This is a genomic window from Pseudodesulfovibrio profundus, assembly GCF_900217235.1.
Taxonomy (GTDB): domain Bacteria; phylum Desulfobacterota; class Desulfovibrionia; order Desulfovibrionales; family Desulfovibrionaceae; genus Pseudodesulfovibrio; species Pseudodesulfovibrio profundus.
This window is the reverse complement of record NZ_LT907975.1, coordinates 1,709,619-1,732,527: the sequence shown is the minus strand read 5'-3', so window position 1 is coordinate 1,732,527 and position 22,909 is coordinate 1,709,619. Positions and strand designations below refer to the sequence as shown.

Sequence of the window (22,909 nt, the reverse complement as noted above, 5' to 3'; positions counted from 1 at the left end):
GCTCGTCAACGAATCGGCGCGGTGGTGTCCCGTGTCGATTAATCCAGTTTCATGTCCAGCAGGATGATCTCCGAGTAGGCCAGATCCACGTTGCGCGGACGAACGCTGTTCGTCTTGTAGAAACGGGGCGACTTGATGGTTTCCACCTCGGCTTCGGGCGCGTCCTTCTCCACAAAACGACGATCTGCGGCCAGAACCACATCGCCATCGGGCAGCAGCGCCTGGGCAATGTCGGGTGCGCGGTCCGTGAACAGGCCGGGATTGCTGCGGTAGAGCACATCGTAATAGACCCGGCCGCCTTTCTTTTTGGCGACGGAAAGCAGCAGCAGGCACTGGGTGCACTTGGTGGATACGAGCAGCGGCGTGATCGGCAATCCCTCATGGTCGTTGAGCACAATGACTTCGTCGGGATTGGCGCGCATGGCGATCACTTCAGGATCGTTGATCAACTCAAGATTCTCGTATTCGTGCCCTTCCTTGCGCCACAACAGGCGCTCGGTGTCGAGCACATCCATGCCGAGGGTCTTGAAATAATCGATGCGCTTGGGCGAAAGCGAGCAGACCACATAGGTCGTGTTGGGATCGGAGATGGCCATTTCAAGCATCTTCCGGCCCAGGCCCTGTCCGCGGTATTCCTTGAGGATGTACCAGGAGGAAAAGTTGACGAAGCGCTCCTGGCGGGTGCCTACGGTGCGGTGCGAGCAGACGTGGCCGTGGAAACCGACGATGCGGTCACCGTCCACCGCGACAATGCCCATGTCCGGGTTGTCGATGCACCACTGCGGTTCAAAAAGTCGTCTCCAGCGTTCCACCGAGAACTCGGGGTTCATGTGGGTGTGGAGCAGGTCGCAAATAGCGTCAATGTCACCGGGTTTGACCCGGCGGAGTTTGGCTGTAGCTGTCATGGTAATCCCTCAAAACAGTCAGTTGGCAGGCCATATGTCAACAGGGGAAATCCAGCCCGAAGCGGGATGTCCACTGATTACGGACAATAAAGAGTCCATGAAATCCCAGGCCGCGTCATCCATCTCCAGATGATGCGTCAGTGCGCAGGTCGGTTCGCGCTCATCCGCGTGACCGGTGCGCTTGTTTTTCAAGTGGTCGACAAGGTGGCCGATGCACTTCTCTTCACCGGCGAAACGCGCTCCGTGCGCCTTGTCTTTCCATGAGAGCAGATCGCAGTGGGCATCTGCCATGCGGAGTCCCTCTGGCGGAATCGGTCGGCTGGATTTGTAGCTGGCCGAAGCGCCCCGGTATCCCATGCCCGGAAGCGAAGGGAGCAGGGCCGCGTCCATCTTGTTCCACGGCGGGACCACCACGGGCACGAAACGCTCGCCGAACAGTCGGGAAAGAATCCGCATGCCGTCGCACAATTCACTCAGAACAACGCTCTCGGGCCGGTGCAAACCCAATTCCCACGCCCCGTTGCCTTTGGGTGCATGGTTAACGTGCGCATAGCCGTGCTGGAGCACCCACAGGTGGGAAGACTCCGCTACGACTCGCCCCAGAGCTTCGCCGGTGCGGGTCGGCACGGTTGCCAGACCACACGGTGCTGCGTGGCGCTCGCTCAGTTCAATGAGTCGATCCAATTCCACGCACGGTTCGGCAGCGTCATCGTCACGCCACCAGAACTCGGCTGTTTTTGCTGATTGCGTCCAGAGGTTCAGTTCGTTCAGCAGGGGATTGAATCTGTCATCGATCATGGATGCGTTCCTATTATCAGAGGATATACCCAAAAGACAACCTGTGGTCTGGCGTTTTCCCGGGATACGTGGCAGGGAAGAGCGGATAAGGAGATGGTTCATGAGCGAACAGGTGAACAGTTTGATATGGAACATGACGCGAAAGTGTAATTTCCGTTGTGAATACTGTTATTTCCCCCACGACAATACCCCGGTTACCGAAACCCTGCCCATCGAGCGGGTGCGGCAGTTTCTGGATGGCACCGGCCGTGTCTGGTCTGTTCGCATGACCGGAGGGGAGCCGTTCATCTACCCCGGCATCAATGATATCTGCGCCACGCTGGCTGAAAAGCACATCATCGGCATCGACACCAACCTGTCGGTTTCGTCGAAAATCAAAGAGTTCGCCGAGCGCATCGATCCCAGCCGCGTGGAGAATTTCTATGCCGCGCTACATATCGAGGAGCGGGAGCGGGTCAAGGGAGTCGACGCCTTCATTCGCAATGCGCGGTTGCTCATGGACAAGGGATTTAGGGTCATCGTCAATTACGTGGTCCACCCCACGCTGGAGCATCGCTTCCACGACGATACGAAATTTTTCGCCGATCATGGCGTGCCGATTACGCCGCGTCCATTTCGTGGTGTTCATGAAGGGCGGCGCTACCCCGAAGCCTACGGTGATCGAGCGCAGGCCATTTTTGCGGACCATCCCGAGCAGGGCAAAAAGATCGCCTTCAATTTTCAGGGCATTCCCTGCACAGCCGGACAGACGCTGCTGCGCATGGAGCCGGACGGCACCGTGTTCCGTTGTCCCGGCGACAAGACCGTGCTCGGCAACGTGCTGGACAGTGTGAAAGTTGCTGACGGCGCAGCGCCCTGCATCAAGGGCCGGTGTCCGTGTCGGGGATTGGATCATGTCCATTTGACCGATGCCCAGAAAGCCATGGTGGACGGCGTCCAGTTCGCCGTGGTCGGTGACAACCGCGCATCAGCCGATGCCTTTGGTCGGGCAGCAGCGGCCCAGCCCGAACATCCCTGCGTGGAGAACAATCTGGGCGTGCTCGCATGGCGCAGCGGTGACCGTGACGGTGCCATCCGTCATTTTCGCAATGCACGGACAGCGCGACAGGAGCGCTCTCTCTACGAAACCAATCTGACTCGGGCGGAGCAGGGAGAGACTTTTGACCCTGAAATCTGTCTGGATGTGAATTTCCCCCATGGAAACAACGCGTAGAAATCCATGGTGTGCCAGTACCGGCAAACAATTGTTTGTTTCGATTTCTGGACATAATACCGTGATCGAGTTATTGTTCTCGCCGTGCCGGGATACTGGAATGTTGCCCGGCTGTTTTTTTTCCCAATCATGAGCTTATGGAATCGAAATCATACAATATATTGATGTACTCCCATGACACGTACGGTCTGGGACACATTCGACGGACCATGGCCATTGCGCGCAATCTGGTTCGTCCCGGAGTCAACATCCTTATCGTGACCGGCTCCCCCATCGTAGGCCGGTATACCATGCCAAGCGGCGTCGACTTTGTGCGAATGCCCGGCATGATCAAGAAAACCAACACGATATACGTTCCGCACTCCATCAAGGTCGATCCGAAGATCGCCATCACCATCCGCAAAAATATCATTCTTTCCACAGCCAAAGCCTTCAAACCAGACCTCTTCATTGTCGATAAGGTCCCTTCGGGATTGAAGAACGAAGTCCTGCCGACTCTCAAGTGGATAAAAAAGCACCTGCCCTGCACCCGTTCCGTGCTGGGATTGCGCGACATCCTCGACGATGCAGAGTCCACGCGAGCCGACTGGAAGCGCAAGAAATTCCCGCAGATTCTTCGCGACCTGTATTCCGAGATATGGGTGTACGGCGAACAGAATCTGTACGACCCCATCGAGGAGTATGGCTTCCCCGAGGATATCGCGGAGAAGACCGTCTTCACCGGCTATATTCCCCGTCGTGTTCCCAAGGTTCGCAAGACCCGCCGGAAGCAGAAACAGGTGGTCGTGACTATCGGTGGCGGTGGGGATGGGTATGTCGTGCTCGACAACTATCTGAAAATGCTCGAATCCAACGGAACGGTAGATTTCAAAACACTCATGATCACCGGGCCGTTCCTCGATCCAAGGCGGTTGGATGAACTGGCGGACCGTGCCCGGGCGCTCAAAGTGCAGATCAAGCCGTTCGTCAAGAATCTGGAAAAGCGGATGGCGTGCGCCGACCTCGTGGTCACCATGGGCGGTTACAACACGTTGTGCGAAATTTTGTCTTTGAAAAAACCCGCGTTGGTCATTCCCCGTGACAATCCCCGCCAGGAGCAGCTCCTGCGCGCAACAGTGTTCAAGAAACGCGGGTTGTGCGATTTCATCAAATGGGGTGATGTTTCGCCCGAACTGCTCCGTGAGAAGATCAACGACCTCATGACCAACCCGGTCAATTATGTCGAGCAGTTGGAAACATTCCAAATGACCGGTCTGGACGTCATGTGTGACCGTCTGACCTACTTCCGAGAGAATTGCAGTGAATAAGACCGCCCCCAAAGGGAAAACCCTTGGCATGGTGCTCAAGGGATACCCCCGTATTTCCGAGACATTCATATCCAACGAAATAAAGCTGCTGGAGGAGATGGGGTTCACCATCCACATCTATTCCATGCGCGCTCCCCGCGAGAGCTTCAGCCATGATTCCATCAAGGATATCAAGGCCAAGGTGACCTACCTTCCCTCATCCATGATTTTGGGGCTGCCCGCGTTGCTCTGGCACAATATCCGGCTGTTCCTGCGGATGCCCAAGCGTTATCTCAAGTGCCTTGAGTTGATGAAGACCCGCTTCAAGCTCGCGCCCAAAAAGCACACCTGGATCAAGCACATGCTTCAGGGCGGTTACATCATGCAGAAGTCGGTGATCGACGATGGCGTGGATATCGGCCACTTGCACGGGCATTTCGCGCATACACCGACCACCGTGACGATGTACGCGGCTGAACTGGCCGATGTGCCGTTCTCCTTCACTGCCCATGCCAAGGATATTTACACCCAGGACCCGCGCCGGTTTCAGGACAAGATCGACCGGGCCGAGTTCGTGGTCACCTGCACCAAGTACAATGAGCGCTACCTGTCCAAGGTGTCGCCCAACGGCAAGCCGATCCATTGCGTGTACCATGGCATCAACCTCGATCTCTTTTCACCCAATGGGCGTTCCACTGAGGCCAAGCCACCGTACAACATTCTGACCGTGGCCCGTTTCGTGGAGAAGAAGGGCCTCGATACGGTGCTGTACGCGCTGGCCAAACTGCGTGATGAGGGTATTCCCTTTACGTATACACTGGTGGGCGAGGGCAAAGCCAAGTTCAATCGAAAGATCGAACAGCTCATCAAGGAGCTGCATCTGGAAGATGTTGTGACCATGCCCGGAACCATCACCCACGACGAGGTGATCCGACTTCTGGGCGAGGCCGATTGTTTCACCCTTGGATGCCGTGAGGCAGAAGACGGTGATCGTGACGGCATCCCCAACGTGGTGGCCGAAGCCATGGCTACCGGGGTGCCGGTTGTGGCAACGGATGTCTCGGGCGTGCCCGAACTGGTGGAGCATGGCGAAACCGGCCTGCTGTGCCCGTCCAATGACGCCGGGGCGCTGGCCGACCGGCTCAAGCGCATGCTCACCCATCAGGATCTGCGCGCCAAGATCATTCCGGCGGCACGGGCCAAGGTTCATGAGGTATTCGACAACAAGAAACTCATCCATGAACTGGGCGAAATCTACATCTCCCATGGGGTTCCCTGCGGAAAGTAGAACGCACCTTGCCACGTTGCTGGCAGGATTCCATACGATCAATAATTCGCGCCCCGACAGTCTCGACTGCCGGGGCGCTTTTTTTGTATTATGAATGGAGTACCGTTATCCGAACTGTTCCTTGACAACACTCTCCAGAGTCGGCGCTGAATTATCTTTGTATCCGTACTTCACCCGGACCAACGGCTTGTTCACGGATAGCAGGCCGGTGATGTCGATGGGGGTGGCGGAGATGACCACATCGCAATCCGTGGCGTTGATGGTCGCTTCAAGGTCGCGAACCTGCTGCGCGCTGTAGCCCATGGCCGGGAGCAGGGTACCGATATCCGGGTAAGTGGCGAATGTCTCCTTAAGCGTCCCTACCAGATACGGGCGCGGGTCGACCATTTCGGCGGCACCCAGTCGTTCGGCAGCGATAACGCCTGCGCCGTATGCCATCTCGCCATGGGTCAGGGTCGGACCATCCTCCACAACGAGCACCCGCTTGCCGCTGATCAGCTCGGGCTTGTCTGCGGTCACTTCCGAGTCCGCCTCGATGATCAAGGCATTGGGGTTGGTGGTGGTAATGTTCTTCCGAACCTCTGCCACCTGTTCGCTCGTGGCGCTGTCCACTTTATTGATGATAGCCACATCGCACATGCGCATGTTGGTTTCGCCGGGGTGATAGGTCATCTCGTGTCCGGCCCGGTGCGGATCGAAGACGACGATGTTCAGGTCCGGCTTGTAGAACGGGGTGTCGTTGTTGCCACCGTCCCAGACGATGACGTCGGCTTCGGCCTCGGCTGCTTCGAGGATTCTGCCGTAATCCACTCCGGCGTAAATGACGGCTCCCATGTCTATGACCGGTTCATATTCTTCCCGTTCCTCGATGGTGCATTGGTGCTCGTCAAAATCCTCGTATTTGGCAAATCGCTGGACCGCCTGCTTGACCAAGTCGCCATAAGGCATGGGGTGTCGCACGGTGACCACCCGTTTGCCCATGTCCTGCAGGACACGAACGACCTCGCGACTGGTCTGGGATTTGCCGCAACCGGTGCGCACGGCGCAGACGGAGATGACCGGCTTGTTGGACTCGATCATCGTATAGGGCGCACCCACGATCATGAAATCTGCCCCGGCAGCCGTGACAGCGGACGCCTTGTGCATGACTTCATTGTGCGTGATGTCCGAGTAGGAGAAGACCACGAGGTCCACGCCTTTTTCCCGGATTAATCCTTCCAGATCGTCGTCCGGGTGGATGGGGATGCCGTCGGGATACTTGGTGCCGCAGAGTTCCGGTGGATACACGCGACCGTGGATATCGGGTATCTGCGTGGCCGTGAACCCCACGACGTCATAGCGTTCGTTATCGCGAAAATAGACGTTGAAGTTATGAAAATCCCTTCCGGCTGCTCCCATGATAATGACTTTTTCGATCATTTGACGAACCTCCGAGCCTGTTGCCCTTTGTTGCAGTGATTCCCTTTGCGTGCCTCAACAGCCGGTGTCGCTACTCACTGAGGATAGGCGTGATGCGCTCCAGCGCCCAGTCGATGTCTTCCTTGGTGATGACCAGAGGCGGGGCGAACCGGATGATGGTCTCATGGGTCTCCTTGCAAAGCAGTCCCGCTTCCTTGAGCTTTTCGCAATACTGACGGGCACCGCCTGCTTCGGGGTGGAATTCCACGCCGATGAGCATGCCGCGGCCGCGTACTTCCTTGATTTTGGGATTGTCGATGGCGCGCAGTCCCTGCGTGAAGTACTCGCCGAGTGTGGCGGCGTTGTCGATGAGGCCGTCGTCGCGCAATACCCGGAGAGCGGTTCGGGCGATGGCGCAGGCCAGTGGATTGCCACCGAAGGTGGAGCCGTGTTCGCCGGGCTTGAGTACGCCAAGGACCTCAGTGTTGGAGAGGACTGCTGACACGGGATAGAACCCGCCGGAAAGCGCCTTGCCGATGAGTGTCAGATCAGCCTCGACCCCTTCATGTTCCTCGGCCAGCATCTTGCCGGTCCGTCCCAGACCGGTCTGGATTTCATCGAAAATGAGCACGACTTCGTTCTCATCGCAGATACGGCGAACATCGCGCAGGTAGCCGTCGGGCGGGATGATGACCCCGGCTTCGCCCTGTATGGGCTCGACCATGAAAGCCACGGTGTTCTCGGTTATGGCGTCTTCCAGCGCCTGCGCATCACCGAAATCCACCACCTTGAAGCCGGGCGTGAACGGCCCGAAGCCATTGGTGGATGTCGGATCGGTGGAGAAGGAAATGATGGTGATGGTCCGCCCGTGGAAGTTGTTGCGGCAGACGATGATTTCGGCCTTGTCCTCGGGGACGCCCTTGATCTGATATCCCCATTTGCGAACGGCCTTGATGGCGGTTTCCACGGCTTCGGCACCGGAGTTCATGGGCAGCACCTTGTGCGAGTTGGTCAGGTCGCACAGCTCCTTGTAAAGCGGGCCGAGCTGGTCGTTGCGGAAGGCGCGAGAGGTCAGGGTCAGCTTCTTGGCCTGATCAAACATGGCCTGCATGATCTTGGGGTTGCAGTGGCCCTGGTTCACGGCAGAATAGGCGGAGAGGCAATCGAGATACTTTTTCCCGTCAACGTCCCACACCCAGATGCCCTCGCCTCGCTCGATGACCACATCCAGCGGCTTGTAGTTGTGGGCTCCGAATTCATCTTCCAGCAGAATGTATTCCTGAGATTTCATCATGTTGCTCCTTTGGCCGCGTTCATTCGGCCGTGAAATTTTCGTACGTGTTCCATTGCCCGCTGTCGGGCATCCTCGACATCGCCCCGGGTCACGGCTGCGACCAGATCGCGAAGGTCTTCGAGGTTGTCATGGAGATTCCTGTTGCCGGTAAGGGCGTATGTTTCCGAAGTTCCCAGCACCTGCTCGTGTACCATCTTGAGTACGGCCGTGAGGAGCGGGTTGCCGGTAAGCTCTGCAATGGCGACATGAACAGCCACATCGCCCTCCAGAAACGCCGTTGGGTTGTTGTCGTGTATTGCCTGTTCCGCCTGATTGAAGCAGGCGGTTATCCGTTCTATTCCTGCCTGCGAGATGCGCCCGGCTGCCAATGCCGCGGCAATGGGCTCCACAGCCTCGCGGAACTCCCGAATATGCCCCGGCGCTATGGACTGGGCCTGTACAAGCAGGTCGAGGTGCTCGGTGAGCTTGGCCGTATCGGCGTGGGTGACAAAGGCGCCTCCTGTGGCTCCGGCCCGGATGGAGACAAGCCCCTTTTCCTCAAGCACTCGAAGGGCTTCGCGTATGGTGCCGCGCCCAGTGCCGAACATGTTCTTGAGTTCCAGTTCGGGCGGCAGTTGATCCCCAGGCTTTAGTTTTCCATTGAGAATTGCCGTTTCAATCTCATCAACCACTTGCTGGAATCGTCTGCTTGGTTTGATTTTTTTGACTGTGAAGATCATGGCCCGCTTTGGATGTGCTAAAATGTCTAATTGTCCTACAATTACCTGTATGCGCGTGGGGCCAAAAAAAGTCAACACAGGAATGGATGATGGAAAAAGGCGGAGTAGAGCCAATTTATACGAGTGTTTTCTGGGAAAAGAGTGTACACAGAGGTGAATTTTTTCCGTGTTGAAAAGGCGAATATGAAAGACGATACAGAAGTTATGAAATCCAGCTCCGTTAGTAAGTCTCCGGTTTCGGAGGAACATTCTCTTCGGGGGCTTGTATTTGAGGATGCTCCGCTTCCTTATCAGTGCCTTGATGAAGAAGGGCGTATCCTGTTCGTGAATCAGGAATGGCTGAAGATGCTCGGTTACAAAAAGCGGGATGTCATCGGTTCCTGGTTCGGGAACTACCTGACATCGGAATCCGTTGAAATCTTTCGGCACCGGTTCAATGTCTTTCTCAACACCGGCCAGGTGAGCGATGGCGAATTCACCATGATCTGCCGGGACGGTTCCCGCATCAAGGTTGTCGTCAATGGCCGCATCAGCCGCAATGAGCAGGGAGAATTCCTGCAGACCCACTGCATCCTGCATAATATCAGCGAAAAAAAACGGACCAGGGACGAACTCCTCTCAAGCGAGCGGCGCTTTCGCGGCCTGTTTGAGTCCAGCCTGGACGGTATTGCATTCGTGGACATGGAGGCCACCATCCTCAATGTCAATCCCGCCCTGTGCGCCATGGTAGGAAGGAGCGAGGACGAACTGCTCGGCAAGAATGCCCGTGATCTGGCTCCGGTAGAGTCGTTTGATACGGCGTGGGCGGCATACAAGAAAGCCCTGATCAACCGGGAGGACATGCCGGAAATCGCCCAGGAGTTGATCCATGCCGAGGGCCACAGGGTTCGGACATCCATCCGCTTTTGGGTGATCAGCGATGACGGCAAAGCGCCGACCGGCGTATGGATCAACGTCAAGGACCTGTCGCGAGTCGTTCAGGCCGAAGAAGCCCTGCGGCATACCGAGAGCCAGTACAAGCGCATTGTCGAGACCGCCAATGAAGGGATCATCGGACTGGATGCGGGGAAATGCATTGTTTTTTCCAATCAGGTCCTGGCCGATTTCGTCGGATACGACAGGATTGAACTGCTCGGACAACCTGTATCGAAAATTTTTCCCCCATCAGACTCAGAAGACTGGGCCGAACGTATCTCCCTTTCCAGTCTGGATGCCGAAGAACGGTACGAAAGCCCGTTCATTCGCAAGGATGGGACCACCGTATGGGGGTTGATATCAGCTTCCCGGCTCATGTCGGAATCCGGTGAACAGACCGGGTCCTTTGCCATGATCGCCGACATTACCAAGCGGAAACGGTTCGAAGCCGACCTGCGGGAAAGTGAGCGAAAGTACCGGCATATTTATGAGCACGCCATGGAGGGTCTGTATCAGACCTCGCCGGATGGCCGTTTCCTGAGTGCCAATCCAACCATGGCGCGTATCCTTGGCTATGATTCGCCGGAAGAGCTGGTCTATGCGATTTCAGATGTGCGGCATCAGTTGTATGTCAATCCCGTTGATCGCGACATCCTGATTCAGGAGATGGAGCAGCATGGCCGGTTGAACACTCGGGAGTGTCAGTTCCTCCGCCGGGACGGTTCTGTCTTCTGGGGGCTGCAGAACTCCAGAATTGTCCGCGATGAACGGGGACGAGTGATGATGTTCGAGGCCAGTCTGGTGGATATCTCCGAACGCAAGGAAGCGGAAAAGGCCCTTGAGCGGAGTCAGGAGCTGCTCAATGAGGTCCAGCGAATCAGCATGACCGGCGGCTGGGAAGTGGATTTGCAGTCCGGTGAGATCAGTTGGACCGATGGGCAGATCGATCTTTTTGGCGAGAAACGCGAACAGATGCCCAATCGTTTGGCGGACCTGCTGCGGCGTTATGTACATGTTGAAGATCAGCCCATGTTCCGATCCAATTGGGACAGGATGCTGCAGAAGAGGGAGCCGTTTGAGCTGGAGTTCCGGATCGTCAAAGGGGATGGGAAGGAAGCGGTCCTGCTTTTCAAGGGTGTGCCTGAAATAAACGCCTACGGCGACATTCGCCGTGTGTTCGGAGCAACACTTGATGTGACCAAGGAACGCATGGCCGCTCGGGAGCTGGCCCAGTCGCATCAACGTATGCTGACCATCCTCGACGGTATCGATGCCGATATTTATGTTTCCGAAATCGACAGTTACGAAGTGCTTTTCATGAACGATCACATGCGCAATTCGTTTGGAAGCACCCATGGTAATATCTGCTACAAGGCGTTTCGTAAAAAGGACGAACCCTGTGGTTTCTGCCCGAAACTCGACCTGCTGGATGAAAACGGCGATCCCGTGGAAACCATCATCTCCGAACGGCACAATCCCATAACCAACAGATGGTACCTCAACCATGATCGGGCTATTCTCTGGCTGGAAGGAAAGCTGGTTCACATGCACATGGCGGCTGATATCACCGCCCTCAAGGAGATGGAAAAGGACCTCAAGGAAGCCATGTCCAGGGCCGAGGAAGCCAGTACCGCGAAAAATGAATTTCTGGCTAACATGAGTCATGAAATACGTACGCCGCTCAATGGTCTGCTCGGCATGCTCCAGATACTGCAGATGGGTAAATTGAAGGATCATCAGCGGGAGCATCTGGAAACTGCCCTTGAGTCCGGGCGCAACCTCCTGCAAATCCTCAATGATATTCTTGATCTCTCCAAGATTGAGTCCGGTATGCTCGATTTCGATGAGCAGGAAACGGAGCTTGGCGAGGTGCTGGAGTCTGTTGTTTCGGTTTTCCGGCATACTGCAGCGAATCGGGGCGTGACTGTGGAGTGGCGCATCGATGAAAGGCTTCCTTCCACCTATTTGCTGGATAACGGGCGACTGCGCCAGATCCTCTTCAATCTTGTAGGCAATGCCACGAAATTTACGGAACAGGGGATGGTGACGGTGGAAGCGTATCCGCTTCCCGTGCCGCTCAAGGATGGTCGGATGCGGGTTTTCTTCTCGGTTACGGATACCGGCATAGGGATTCCAGCCAATAAGATCAGCGAAATCTTCGACCCGTTTACCCAGGTTGATGGTTCGGTCACCAGAAAGTATCAGGGAACCGGTCTGGGTCTTGGCATCGTCCATCGACTCGTGACGCTCATGAACGGGACAATCACCGTGGACAGCAGATTGAGCAAAGGGACGACCATTGCCTTTACTGTCGCGGCCCAGCCAATGCAGGCTTCAGCTCGCAGTATCAAGAAGGCCTTGGAGAATGGTTCCAACATGGAATTGAATATTCTTGTGGCCGAAGATGAGCACGTCAATCGTGTGGTGGTCGAACGGCTCCTCGCCAAACTCGGCCATAAAAGCGTGTGTGTGGAGAATGGCGAACAGGCCGTGGAAATGCTCATGGAGCGCCAGTTCGACTGCCTGTTGACGGATATCCAGATGCCGGGGATGGACGGCGTGGAAACCACACGGGTCATCCGTAACAAGCTGGGTCTGAAAATCCCCATCGTGGCCCTCACGGCACATGCCATGAAAGGGGATCGTCAGCGGTTTATGGAGTCCGGCATGAACGGGTATGTTGCCAAGCCGTTTGACATGAGCGACCTTCAGGCCGAGTTGAGCCGTGTCATGCAGGAAGCCGAAAATTAATCCGAACTATATGAGATAGAGCGGCGTTTCACCGTCTTTGCGTGCGCGTGCCGAGCCGATATGTGCGGCCATGTCGCCTGCCGCTTCGAGCTGATTTATGGCTGCCTCCAGCTTGTCCGGTGGCACGGCCAGAATCAGGCCGCCCGAAGTCTGGGCGTCAAAGACCAGATCGCGCAGGAATTCATCAGCAGCGTCGGCCACGGTGGTGCGCGGCAGATAGTGATTGCGGTTGCAGACCGAGCCTGCCGGGAGCATGCCCATGGAAACCATCTCCAGCGCACCGGGAATGAGTGGAACATCCTGCATGCGAATTTCCACCGTCACATTGCTGGCATCTGCCAGTTCGATGAGGTGACCACCCAGACCGAAACCGGTGATGTCCGTGGCGCCGATGAGTTTCAAATCCCTGATGACTTCACCACCCGCCTTGTTCAATCGCCCGCATACTTCAAAGAGAATATCCTCCATGGCGTCGGCATCGGGCATTTCCCCTTTCACCGCTGTGGCTATGACACCGGTGCCGATGGGCTTGGTGAGCAGCAACTGGTCACCGGGACGTACGCCTCTGTTGGAGGCAAATCCATCCGGGTCGACCAGTCCGGTCACAGCCAAGCCGTATTTGAGTTCGTCGTCTTCGACGCTGTGACCGCCGGACGGAACGGCTCCGGCTTCAATGACTGCATCCATACCGCCACGGAGTACTTCGGTCAGAATCGAGCCGGGAAGCTGTTTCATGGGGAAGCAGACAATGTTCATTGTCGACCACGGCGTACCGCCCATGGCGTACACATCCGAGAGGGCATTAGCTGCGGCGATGCGCCCGAAACGGTACGGATCATTGACCACGGGCGTGAAGAAATCCACGGTCTGAACCAATGCCTTGCCGTCGGGAAAAGACAACACCACAGCATCCTCGTTGTCGCCGGGACCTCCGGCCAACACGCGGTCGTCACTGTGGGCGCCCAGCCCCGATAATGCCTGCTCCAGGTCCCCCGGAGCGATCTTGGCGGCTCAACCAGCCGCTTTGACCGTGGATACCAGCTTCAGCTTGGTCATGGTGTCTCCTTCTTCGGGTTTCGTAGCAAAGTGCGCATGGAAAGCAAAGGCGTTTGGTGCGTCGGGCTATATTGTATTACTATAGTAATATGTCGTCTTCTATCCAAGCCTGCGGGCGAATTCGGATACGAGAACAGCACCAGCCTGAGCCACGTTCAGTGAGTCGAACTCGCGCATGAACGGGATGTGCAGACTGTGGTGTCCGTACTTGGCCACGCCCGGGCGGATGCCCTTTTCCTCGTTGCCGAGGACCAGCACGGCCGGGGTATCCAGCTCTGCGGTGTAAATATTCTGAGAGTCCGATGTCATCCGGGCGCAGTACACGGTGAAGTCGTAGTTCACGAAATCCTTCATGGCGTTTGCCAGGTTGCCGACCTTGGAAACCGGCAGCTTGTTCAATGCACCGGCACTGGAGCGCATGGCCCCGGCGCCGAGATAGGCACCGTGGTGCTGGCAGACAACCAGACCGGCACCGCCAAGTGCGTAGAGCGTACGGGCAAGCACGCCGACGTTGCCGGTATCCTGTACCTGATCGAGAACAACGACGAGAGGCAGCGGGGCCTCCTCTGCGTTTTCGAGGAGTTCAGTCAGCGGCGTGTAGGAAAGGGCAGCACATCGAGCGGCCACTCCCTGATGGTTGCCGCGGTACATGAAATCCAGATCCTTGGCCGAAACCGACTTGAAAGGAACATTTTTTTCTTTGCACAAGGCGAGAATTTCTTCCATCGCCTTGTCACTGCGCCCTTTTCGGAAGGCGACGAAATCCACCCTTGATGGATCGTCCATCATCAATTCTTTGACTGGCTTGTTGCCAACTACGTAGATTTTACCGTCTTTTTTGCCAGGGCCGTTCTTTTGCATATGATTATCCTTTAGGGGGCGTGCAACTATCCATTGCACAAGCTTGCGTTCGTTACCGCGAATCTGTAGTGGTTTTACCGCGCTATTGCAAACCCTAGCAAGGTGGGATAGCAGATGTATAAAGCATTCTCATGTAGTTAAGACTTTTTCTAGACTTCCATTGTTCCAATAAATTTGATAATGGAATGCAGGAAGCCGGAGGAAAATTTGCAGATTTCCAAATTGATACGGTTACTTTTGATTGCCCTCCTGATCGCAGGCGTGGGCTATGGTTGTGCTCCCAAGAAGGCGCCCGAGGTGGAGGTGGCCGCACCGGCCCCCGAACCAGAGGAGGCCGTCAGCGAGGTGCCGGTGGATGCGGATCCGCTGGAACCCGAGGTTGAGGCAGCACCGGATGTTGAAGGTGATCTGACCGAAACGGAACAGGCGGTTCTGAACTCCCGTTTCGGGCTGTTGTTCGACTTTGAACTTCACCAGACCAAAGATGTTGAAAACTATTTCAACTACTTCAACCACAAAGCACGCAAGACCTTGGTGCGCTGGCTCAAGCGCTCCGAACCATACCTTCCATACGTCCGTCGGGTCTTCACCCAATACGGTTTGCCGCAGGATCTGGTTCTGCTGCCCTTTGTCGAGTCCGGATATAATGTCCGGGCCTATTCCTGGGCCGGAGCCGGTGGTATGTGGCAGTTCATGCGTGGTACGGGTCGTCTGTACGGCCTGCAATCCGACTGGTGGATCGACGAACGTCGTGACCCCTACAAAGCCACTGATGCTGCCGCCCGTCACCTCCGCGATCTCTACGATCGGTTCGGTGACTGGTATCTCGCACTGGCAGCGTACAACGCCGGCACAGGAAAAATCTCCCGTGCGCTGAAACAGGCTGGCTGTAACGACTTTTTCGAGTTGTCGGAAAAGAACCGCCGCCTTTCCCGCAGAGTCCGCCTCAAACGGGAAACCAAACATTATGTTCCAAAATTCATCGCTATTTCAAAAATATTCCAGAACCTGGATACCCTCGGCTTCGAGCCGGTTTCCTGGGACAAGGAAGTTGAAGTGGTTCCCGTCAAGCTCCCCGGCGGCACCGACCTGCTGGCTCTGGCCCGCTCCGGTGGCATGAGCTGGGACGAGTTCCACAAGTACAACCCGGCATTCAGACGTCAGGTCAGCCCGCCGCACATGGAGGCAGCAGCCTATCTGCCTGTGGCCAAGGCCGACAAGATGATGGCCTACCTCTCGGACCCCAGTTCGAGGCCGTACGCAGGGTATACACGCTACAGAGTGCGCTCCGGTGATTCCTGGTGGCGTATCTCCCGTCGATACGGTGTGCCTATTTCGGTCCTGAAAAAGGTGAACAATACCCGTTCCAACACCTTGCGCCCCGGCCAGCATGTCATGGTTCCCGGTAGCGGTTCCGGCCGTGCCGTGGCCTCTTCCAGCTCGTCAAAGACCCGGGCCATCGCTGCCAAGCGCGGCAATTATGTGGTTCGCTCCGGTGATACCCTGTGGTCCATCTCGCAAAAGTTCGGAACAACGGTCAACACCGTCAAACGTTCCAACGGCCTGCGTTCCAGCCGTCTCAAAGTCGGTCAGAAATTGTACATCCCCAACAACTCGGCTCCGGCCACCAAGCAGGCTGTCAAGCAGGCTGGCAAGGTGAAGACCCAGTTGGTCAAGTACAAGGTCCGACGCGGCGACAACCTGTGGACCATCGCCCGCAAGTTTGGCGTCAAGGTCTCAGACCTGCGCCACTGGAACTCGCTGAACAGCCGCGGTACCATCTATGCCGGTCAGCGCCTCAAGGTGTATGTCCAGTAGGATAACGCGATAATGAATTCAAACGCCCTGCACGATTTTTCGAGCAGGGCGTTTTTCTTTGCTTTTTACCTTGCTTCATGGCGTTATACACGGTGCCTTGCTTCCATTGCGTGAAGGGGAAAAATGCGACTTGGCACCAAACTTGATAAATCCGGGGGAATGGAAAGAACTTCCTATTGAACACAACATGAGGATTACCCCATGAAGACAAAATATCTGATCATTGGCGCAGGTCCCACCGGACTGGGCGCAGCCAACCGGCTCCGTGAGCTGGGCATGGAAGAATTCATCATCCTTGAGCGCAACAACTACGCCGGTGGACTTGCCACCAGTTTCAAGGACGATGCCGGATTCACCTGGGATATCGGCGGGCACGTGGTCTTCTCCCACTACGATTACTTCGACAACCTTATGGACTCACTGCTGGGCGATGAACGCCTTGAACACCAGCGGGAATCCTGGGTTCGGTCCAACTCGACCTGGGTGCCGTATCCGTTCCAGAACAACATTCGCCACCTGCCGCCCGAAGCACGCTGGGAATGCGTAAAGGGATTGCTGCCCGGCCATCGAAATGAAGAGACCCCCACCAACTTTGCCGAGTGGTTCGATCATATCTTCGGTGCCGGAATCGCCAAGCACTTCATGCAGCCGTACAATTTCAAGGTATGGGCAACGCCGCCCGAGCTGATGCAGTTCAACTGGATCGGCGAGCGGGTCAGTGTGGTGGACCTCAAGAAGGTGCTCAAGAACATTATCCTCGAACAGGATGACGTTGCCTGGGGACCGAACAATACCTTCAAGTTCCCCCTGTACGGCGGTACCGGCGAAATATTCCGTCGGCTGGGCGAGCGGCTCAAGGATCGCACCGAGTTCGGTCAGTCCGTGGTCGCCATTGATCCAGATGCCAAAAAGGTGACCACTGACTCGGGATTGACCATTGAGTACGAAGTGCTTCTGAACACCGCGCCGGTGGATATCCTGGCCGGTAAGTGGCTCTCCAACCGGGATGCCGCTTTGATCGATGCCGCTGGCGACCTGACGCACAATTCGGTGTACGTGGGTGGTGTCGGACTGGATATTCGGGATGAATCCGAGCGTAACTCCCGCTGCTGGATGTACTACCCGGAATCAGATTCGCCGTTTTATCGCGTGACCAATTTCCACAACTATTCGCCCAACAACGTGGCCCGCCCCGGCGAGCAGCTTGCCTTCATGTGCGAGTCGTCCTTTTCCGAGCACAAGCCCGAGAAGGTGGATGAGCTGATGGATCGGACCATCGAAGGGCTGGTCAATACCGACATGATGGATCCTGCCCGCGTGAAGGACATCTGCACCAAGTGGGAGATCGCCGTGGACTACGGCTATCCCGTGCCCACTCTCAAGCGCGACGGTGCACTGCGCACCATCCAGCCCCGGCTCGAAGAAAAGGACATATACTCCCGCGGTCGCTTCGGTGGCTGGAAGTACGAGGTGTCCAACATGGACCACTCGGTCATGCAGGGCGTGGAGTGGGTCGAGCGCATGCTCAAGGGAACGCCGGAGACCACCTACTCCTGGGAGTAGACACTTCTCCTTGGCGGCCCATGCCGATCAGTGATACAGAAACCGGACCCGTGGATGAAAGCGGGTCCGGTTTTTTTACAGCCACTCCCATGCCGGGGTGAAATACAAGGAACACAATGAACACCACAATATTTGAAAAACGTCGCGAGAATCTCAAGCGGCTTCTGACGAAAAAGAAGATCCCTGCCCTGCTCGTTTCCCACGCTGCCAACCGCTATTACCTGAGCGGCTTCGAGCTGCACGATCCGCAGTGCAACGAGTCCTCCGGCTGGCTGGTTGTCACGGCAAGCGGCGACGACTACCTGTTCACCGATCCTCGGTATTACGACGCAGCCAAACAGGTGTGGGATGAGGACAAGCTCTTCATCTATGCCGCCAACAAGCACGCGCTGGTCGGGGAAACCCTGAAGGGCAACGGCATCAAGGCGTTGGCAATTGAGCCGAAGGCCATGCATCTGTTCGACTACGAAAAGCTCAACGAGCTGTTCACGCTCACTGCTGTCGATAATCTGGTGGAAGAGCTGCGGATCATCAAGGATGAGGATGAAATTCGCCGCATGGATGCATCCATCGAGCTGAACCACAAGCTGTTCAAGTACATCGAAGGGCAACTGGTTCCGGGCAAGACTGAAGAGCAGGTCGCCTGGGAAGTGGAGAAATTCTTCCGTGAAAACGGAGCTGAGGAGCTGGCGTTTTCCACCATCGTCGGTGTTGGTCCCAATGCCGCACTGCCGCATGCCATTCCGGGCGAGACCGTGGTTCGCGAAAACGACATGGTGCTGATCGATACCGGTTGCCGTTTGGAGGATTACAGTTCCGACCAGACCCGGACCTTCTGGGTGGGCGATACACCGTCCGATCGTTTCAAGGAGACCATGGATCTGGTGCAGGCCTCCCAGCAGGCCGCCATCGATGTCATCCGCCCAGGCCTGACATACTTTGAAGCGTATCAGGTTGCCTACTCAGTATTCGAGCAGGCGGGCGTGGAAAAGCTGTTCACCCATGGACTGGGGCACGGTATCGGACTGGAGACCCACGAGCCGCCGAGCCTGAGCAAGGCTGCCAAGGGCGAACTCAAGGCCGGTATGGTCGTCACCGTGGAGCCGGGCCTCTATGATCCCAAATGGGGCGGTATCCGCTGGGAGTACCAGGTGCTAGTCACCGAAGACGGCTGCCGCATCATGTAGTCGTTGGCATATGAAATGATAAAAGCCCTTCGGCATGTGCCGAAGGGCTTTTTTATTTGTGTAAGTGCGTTGTTTACAGGACCTGTTTGATTTCAAGGTCCATGTCCGCGTTTTCCATGGCGGCCTCATCGCCGAGCACGCAGATGTCTCCATGCTCGGTGTTGACGCGGATCACATCGGCAAATGCGCGGAAGTCGGCTTCCGTGGTTGCCAGCGCTTCTTCTCGCAATGTTTGCAGGAAGTCATCGTCCTGATTGGTCAGGTGGCGAACCAGTGCGGTGAATCCCTTGGCGTCGGGCAACTGGTAGGTGTCGATTTCGCCGATGGCACCGATGATCGACTTCTCCAGTTCATCCTTGTTGATATCGACCTTTTCCAGATAGTCGGCGGTGGCGTCGAACGCCTTGACCGTGGCTGCCAGATTGGGGTCACGGTAGGAGACCATGGACAGGCCGTTTGCCATGCGGTCCACGATGCAGAATGCACCGTAGGCGCCGCCCTGCACACGGACTTTTTCCCACAGGTAGCCGGTGCGGATCAGCTTGTTGATCACCTGTGCCGAACCGTTGAGGGTGACGCCGTGCTGCGCCAGTCCCACGCCCTTGCCAACGTAGTTGACCTGAGCCGGAATGCCGAGGCCTTCCCGTCGGGGCAGGTCCAGGGCATTGTAGGTTGCGGTCTCTGCATCGGTTTGCGGGAGCGCCGAGATGATGGAGGCGATTTCCGGCTCCACCTGAGCGAAGAGTTCCTCGTCCATGGTGGCGTTGCAGATCACGCGGTTGGAGGAGATGAGCAGGGTGCGGATACGCTCCAAATCCTTGGCGACACCGCGGAAATCGTCTTCGATGCGCTGCTCAAGGTTGCGCAGGAATTCGAGGTTGGTCAGCCCGGACATGATCTCTTCCATGGCGTGACCGCGGTGCGTTCTGGCGCGTAGACGGGTGGCAACCACCTGATGGCCGGCCGGTACGAGCCGCTGCTCGGCGCGGGCGCGGGACTCGGCAACGATGCGGCCGAACCGCTCCTTGTTGTCGAGTTTGGCCGAGGTCAGGATTTCGGTGATGATAGCGCTGGTCTCTGCGATCTTCTCGCCTGTGGCCTTGGCACGTACGAACAACCGGGAGGCGGCCTCTTTCGAGTCGCGCACCGGTGCGGCGTAGGGCTGCGCCCAGATGCCGCCGGAGGTCCGGGCGATCCACTGGGAAAGGCCCACGAAATCGTGTTTGTCTGTGCCGGATTCTGTCAGGGCGCGACCGAATACGCCAGCGTAGGGCAACAGCTCGTCGGGAAGAACGGACAGGTCGAATCCGAGGTCCACGTAAGCAATGCCGTTGGTGGCAAGGTCGTGGTAGAGCAGGGGCGCTCCGCCAACCTCACGCTTCTCGGTCGGGATGATCCGGTTCTCACGCGGCAGGTCTTCAACGGCCAGACGCGGGATCGAGGCCAGGGCTTCGGGCGCGTCAGGCGCGGCCTGCTGTTCGGCAAGGCGCTTGGCATCGTCCATGATCTTCTGGAGCTGGTCGTCGTTGAGGGAATCCTTGACCTTTTTCAGTCGGGACGCCTCCCGCTTGGCGAGGTTCATGGACATCTTGTGGTCCGGCTCCAGCAGGACAGTGGTCCGGTGGGGATTGTGCAGGAACAACCGGGCAAGGAGTTCCTCGAAAATCTTGTCGCCGTTGGCAACCCAGCCCTTGATGTTGTTGAGCGGTTCCTCGAAAGGCAGCAGGGCCAGCGGATCGCCTTCGACATCGGTGTCATCGTAAAGCCATGTGGACAGGGCCTGGAACATCAGGGATAGACCACGGGGGTAGGAGCCGGTGTTGTTCTCGCGCAGTCCAAACTCAACCGAGTTGATGGCCGCTTCGATGTCTTCGGCGTCGATACCGTTGTCCACCAACTCCTTGATGGTGTGGAAAATGACAGATTCGGCTTTGATGGCGTTGGAGGGGTGTATGCCCTTGAGCCCCACCGAAAAGAACATCTGGCGCATGTCGGCTTCCAGGCCCACACCGGCCAGATCATCACCCAGACCGGAGTCGGTGAGCGCCTTTTTCAGCGGCGAGGAAGGCAGCCCGATGAGGATGTGCTCCAGAACGTGCAGGGCGAGGTTCAGGTTGGCGTCGCTGGTTTCAGCCAGCAGCCAGTTGACCGTGAACATGCCTTTGGCCAGTCGCTCGGAGGCCGGGTAGCCCTTGCGCACCTGACGTGCTTCGGTGAATCGCTCCTGGAGCGGTACCTGGCTCTTGGCCACGTCGATCTTCTCGTATTCGGAAAAGACCTTGTCGAGAATTTCCAGACGCTTTTCCGGGTCGTCGTCACCGTAGAAATACGCGTAGGCATTGGACGGATGATAGTGGTCGCGATGGAAGGCCATGAACTGGTCAAAAGTCAGGTCCGGGATGACGGACGGATCACCACCGGAGTCGATGCCGTAGGTGGTATCCGGGAAGAGCGACTGCTGGGTGTGCTCGTAGAGCAGCGAGTCGGGGGAAGAATATGCGCCCTTCATTTCATTGTAGACAACCCCCTTGTAGGTGATGGGCTTGTCCTTGCCTTCCAGCTCGTAATGCCATCCCTCCTGCTTGAGTGTGTCCGGTGTCAGGCGCGGATGGAACACGGCATCGAGATAGACATCGATGAGATTGTAGAAATCCTGCGTGTTGGCGCTGGCAACGGGATAGCAGGTCTTGTCCGGGAAGGTCAGTGCATTGAGGAATGTCTGGAGCGATCCCTTGAGCAGCTCCACGAACGGCTCCTTCACGGGGTATTTGTCCGATCCGCAAAGGACCGAGTGTTCCAGAATATGGGCCACGCCTGTAGAGTCTTCAGGCGGGGTGCGGAAGGAGATACCGAACACCTTGTTCTCATCATCGTTGACAACGGACAGAACGCGGGCGCCGGTTTTGTCGTGTCGGTAAACATGGGCGACAGACGCCAGTTCCTTGATTTCCTCTTCCTTGATCTTGGTAAAACCGTGACTCATGTATATCTCGCTTTGTTATGTGGTCGAGTTGATCCCATCAGGGTAAGAATCACAACCCCGAATGGCAAGTCTCATCGTATACACGAGTCGTCTTCGCATTCCTAGACGCGAAAATGCATTTTCCTCTTGACGGGAATACGAGACATGATTAAATCACTTGAGAACGGGAATCATTCCTAAATAAAAAAGATAACAACTGACTCAACACAAGGAGTACATAATGAGCTGCGAACACAATCACGAGGAACTGTTGCCTGAATTTGCCAAAGTAGGACAGAAGGTCCCTGAGTTCAGCCTTGAAGTATATGACCCGACCGAAGGCGGTTTCGGCGTAGTGGACCTTGGAACCCTGCGCAAGGAAGGCAAGTGGACCATCCTCTTCTTCTATCCTGCGGACTTCACCTTTGTCTGCCCCACCGAGCTGGCCGATCTCGCTGCCAAGCACAAGGAGCTGGTCGATCTGGGTGCCGAGGTTATCTCCGTATCCACGGATACCAAGTTCACCCATCTGGCCTGGAAGAACGACGAACGTCTGCTGGCCGATGTGAAGTTCAAGATGGCGGCCGATCCCACAGGTGAAGTGTCCCGCTTCTTTGATGTATGGGATTACGACAGCGGTCTGGCCCTGCGCGGTACCTTCATCATCAGCCCCGAGGGTGTTCTGGCCTCCTCCGAAGTCAACTTCTTCAATGTGGGCCGCAATGCCGATGAACTGGTCCGCAAGATGAAGGCCAATCACTACCTCAAGGATCACCCTGAGGAAGCCTGCCCCGCCAAGTGGAATCCGGGCGACAAGACTTTGACCCCCGGCGAAGACCTCGTCGGCAAGGTTTACGAAGCACTTAACGACTAACGAAGAGACTGTCACACTCTC

The 22,909-nt window shown here is 56.6% G+C and carries 16 protein-coding genes; 8 read left to right on the top strand and 8 right to left on the bottom strand.

Going from position 1 to position 22,909, the window contains the following annotated elements:
* Positions 1 to 38: 38 nt before the first annotated feature.
* Entirely contained in the window at positions 39 to 905 is an 867-nt protein-coding gene (locus DPRO_RS08260; protein WP_097011614.1) for a GNAT family N-acetyltransferase, read from the bottom strand.
* A gap of 18 nt (positions 906 to 923) precedes the next feature.
* Complete coding sequence (locus DPRO_RS08255; RefSeq protein ID WP_097011613.1) at positions 924 to 1,703, bottom strand: polysaccharide deacetylase family protein; 780 nt, start codon at positions 1,701 to 1,703, stop codon at positions 924 to 926.
* A 100-nt stretch (positions 1,704 to 1,803) separates the two neighbouring features.
* On the opposite strand from DPRO_RS08255, the gene DPRO_RS08250 reads away from it, so the two are divergent.
* From DPRO_RS08250 to DPRO_RS08240, 3 genes are all read left to right on the top strand, one after another.
* A complete protein-coding gene (locus tag DPRO_RS08250; RefSeq protein ID WP_097011612.1) occupies positions 1,804 to 2,916 on the top strand; it encodes a radical SAM protein in 1,113 nt (370 codons plus the stop codon).
* A 137-nt stretch (positions 2,917 to 3,053) separates the two neighbouring features.
* Positions 3,054 to 4,223 carry a glycosyltransferase family protein gene (locus DPRO_RS08245; protein ID WP_097011611.1) on the top strand — a complete coding sequence of 390 codons (1,170 nt, stop codon included), beginning with the start codon at positions 3,054 to 3,056 and terminating at the stop codon, positions 4,221 to 4,223.
* Between the two features lie 28 nt (positions 4,224 to 4,251).
* Positions 4,252 to 5,490, top strand: coding sequence for a glycosyltransferase (locus DPRO_RS08240; protein WP_097013685.1), 1,239 nt, complete (start codon positions 4,252 to 4,254; stop codon positions 5,488 to 5,490).
* A 105-nt stretch (positions 5,491 to 5,595) separates the two neighbouring features.
* Here DPRO_RS08240 and DPRO_RS08235 read toward each other — a convergent pair whose 3' ends face one another.
* From DPRO_RS08235 to DPRO_RS08225, 3 genes are all read right to left on the bottom strand, one after another.
* Positions 5,596 to 6,909: a cyclic 2,3-diphosphoglycerate synthase gene (locus DPRO_RS08235; RefSeq protein WP_097011610.1), complete on the bottom strand. Its 1,314-nt coding sequence runs from the start codon at positions 6,907 to 6,909 to the stop codon at positions 5,596 to 5,598.
* 70 nt (positions 6,910 to 6,979) lie between these two features.
* A complete protein-coding gene (rocD, locus tag DPRO_RS08230; RefSeq protein ID WP_173806769.1) occupies positions 6,980 to 8,182 on the bottom strand; it encodes an ornithine--oxo-acid transaminase in 1,203 nt (400 codons plus the stop codon).
* Complete coding sequence (locus tag DPRO_RS08225; protein ID WP_162291162.1) at positions 8,179 to 8,901, bottom strand: FadR/GntR family transcriptional regulator; 723 nt, start codon at positions 8,899 to 8,901, stop codon at positions 8,179 to 8,181. Before DPRO_RS08225 ends, rocD begins: the two co-directional genes overlap by 4 nt.
* A 183-nt stretch (positions 8,902 to 9,084) precedes the next feature.
* On the opposite strand from DPRO_RS08225, the gene DPRO_RS08220 reads away from it, so the two are divergent.
* Positions 9,085 to 12,567, top strand: a complete 3,483-nt coding sequence (locus DPRO_RS08220) for a PAS domain S-box protein (protein WP_097011607.1) — start codon at positions 9,085 to 9,087, stop codon at positions 12,565 to 12,567.
* A gap of 6 nt (positions 12,568 to 12,573) precedes the next feature.
* On the opposite strand, the gene selD is transcribed toward DPRO_RS08220, so the two are convergent.
* Both selD and DPRO_RS08210 read right to left on the bottom strand, forming a co-directional pair.
* Positions 12,574 to 13,623: a selenide, water dikinase SelD gene (selD, locus tag DPRO_RS08215; protein WP_097011606.1), complete on the bottom strand. Its 1,050-nt coding sequence runs from the start codon at positions 13,621 to 13,623 to the stop codon at positions 12,574 to 12,576.
* A gap of 99 nt (positions 13,624 to 13,722) precedes the next feature.
* Positions 13,723 to 14,484, bottom strand: coding sequence for a TrmH family RNA methyltransferase (locus tag DPRO_RS08210; protein ID WP_097011605.1), 762 nt, complete (start codon positions 14,482 to 14,484; stop codon positions 13,723 to 13,725).
* 180 nt (positions 14,485 to 14,664) lie between these two features.
* Between DPRO_RS08210 and DPRO_RS08205 the strand changes: the two genes are divergently transcribed.
* From DPRO_RS08205 to DPRO_RS08195, 3 genes are all read left to right on the top strand, one after another.
* A complete protein-coding gene (locus tag DPRO_RS08205; protein ID WP_173806767.1) occupies positions 14,665 to 16,302 on the top strand; it encodes a LysM peptidoglycan-binding domain-containing protein in 1,638 nt (545 codons plus the stop codon).
* Positions 16,303 to 16,503: 201 nt separating this feature from the next.
* Complete coding sequence (locus DPRO_RS08200) at positions 16,504 to 17,865, top strand: protoporphyrinogen/coproporphyrinogen oxidase (RefSeq protein WP_097011603.1); 1,362 nt, start codon at positions 16,504 to 16,506, stop codon at positions 17,863 to 17,865.
* 116 nt (positions 17,866 to 17,981) lie between these two features.
* Complete coding sequence (locus tag DPRO_RS08195; protein WP_097011602.1) at positions 17,982 to 19,052, top strand: M24 family metallopeptidase; 1,071 nt, start codon at positions 17,982 to 17,984, stop codon at positions 19,050 to 19,052.
* A 73-nt stretch (positions 19,053 to 19,125) separates the two neighbouring features.
* Here DPRO_RS08195 and DPRO_RS08190 read toward each other — a convergent pair whose 3' ends face one another.
* Positions 19,126 to 22,035: an insulinase family protein gene (locus DPRO_RS08190; RefSeq protein ID WP_097011601.1), complete on the bottom strand. Its 2,910-nt coding sequence runs from the start codon at positions 22,033 to 22,035 to the stop codon at positions 19,126 to 19,128.
* 220 nt (positions 22,036 to 22,255) lie between these two features.
* Between DPRO_RS08190 and DPRO_RS08185 the strand changes: the two genes are divergently transcribed.
* Positions 22,256 to 22,888 carry a peroxiredoxin gene (locus DPRO_RS08185; protein ID WP_097011600.1) on the top strand — a complete coding sequence of 211 codons (633 nt, stop codon included), beginning with the start codon at positions 22,256 to 22,258 and terminating at the stop codon, positions 22,886 to 22,888.
* Positions 22,889 to 22,909 lie beyond the last annotated feature (21 nt).

Bases quoted from the DNA above. Each gene is read 5' to 3' on its own strand.
- DPRO_RS08260 (WP_097011614.1), bottom strand. From the start codon at position 905: ATGACAGCTACAGCCAAACTCCGCCGGGTCAAACCCGGTGACATTGAC.
- DPRO_RS08255 (WP_097011613.1), bottom strand. From the start codon at position 1,703: ATGATCGATGACAGATTCAATCCCCTGCTGAACGAACTGAACCTCTGG.
- DPRO_RS08250 (WP_097011612.1), top strand. From the start codon at position 1,804: ATGAGCGAACAGGTGAACAGTTTGATATGGAACATGACGCGAAAGTGT.
- DPRO_RS08245 (WP_097011611.1), top strand. From the start codon at position 3,054: ATGGAATCGAAATCATACAATATATTGATGTACTCCCATGACACGTAC.
- DPRO_RS08240 (WP_097013685.1), top strand. From the start codon at position 4,252: ATGGTGCTCAAGGGATACCCCCGTATTTCCGAGACATTCATATCCAAC.
- DPRO_RS08235 (WP_097011610.1), bottom strand. From the start codon at position 6,909: ATGATCGAAAAAGTCATTATCATGGGAGCAGCCGGAAGGGATTTTCAT.
- rocD (WP_173806769.1), bottom strand. From the start codon at position 8,182: ATGATGAAATCTCAGGAATACATTCTGCTGGAAGATGAATTCGGAGCC.
- DPRO_RS08225 (WP_162291162.1), bottom strand. From the start codon at position 8,901: ATGATCTTCACAGTCAAAAAAATCAAACCAAGCAGACGATTCCAGCAA.
- DPRO_RS08220 (WP_097011607.1), top strand. From the start codon at position 9,085: ATGAAAGACGATACAGAAGTTATGAAATCCAGCTCCGTTAGTAAGTCT.
- DPRO_RS08210 (WP_097011605.1), bottom strand. From the start codon at position 14,484: ATGCAAAAGAACGGCCCTGGCAAAAAAGACGGTAAAATCTACGTAGTT.
- DPRO_RS08205 (WP_173806767.1), top strand. From the start codon at position 14,665: ATGGAATGCAGGAAGCCGGAGGAAAATTTGCAGATTTCCAAATTGATA.
- DPRO_RS08200 (WP_097011603.1), top strand. From the start codon at position 16,504: ATGAAGACAAAATATCTGATCATTGGCGCAGGTCCCACCGGACTGGGC.
- DPRO_RS08195 (WP_097011602.1), top strand. From the start codon at position 17,982: ATGAACACCACAATATTTGAAAAACGTCGCGAGAATCTCAAGCGGCTT.
- DPRO_RS08190 (WP_097011601.1), bottom strand. From the start codon at position 22,035: ATGAGTCACGGTTTTACCAAGATCAAGGAAGAGGAAATCAAGGAACTG.
- DPRO_RS08185 (WP_097011600.1), top strand. From the start codon at position 22,256: ATGAGCTGCGAACACAATCACGAGGAACTGTTGCCTGAATTTGCCAAA.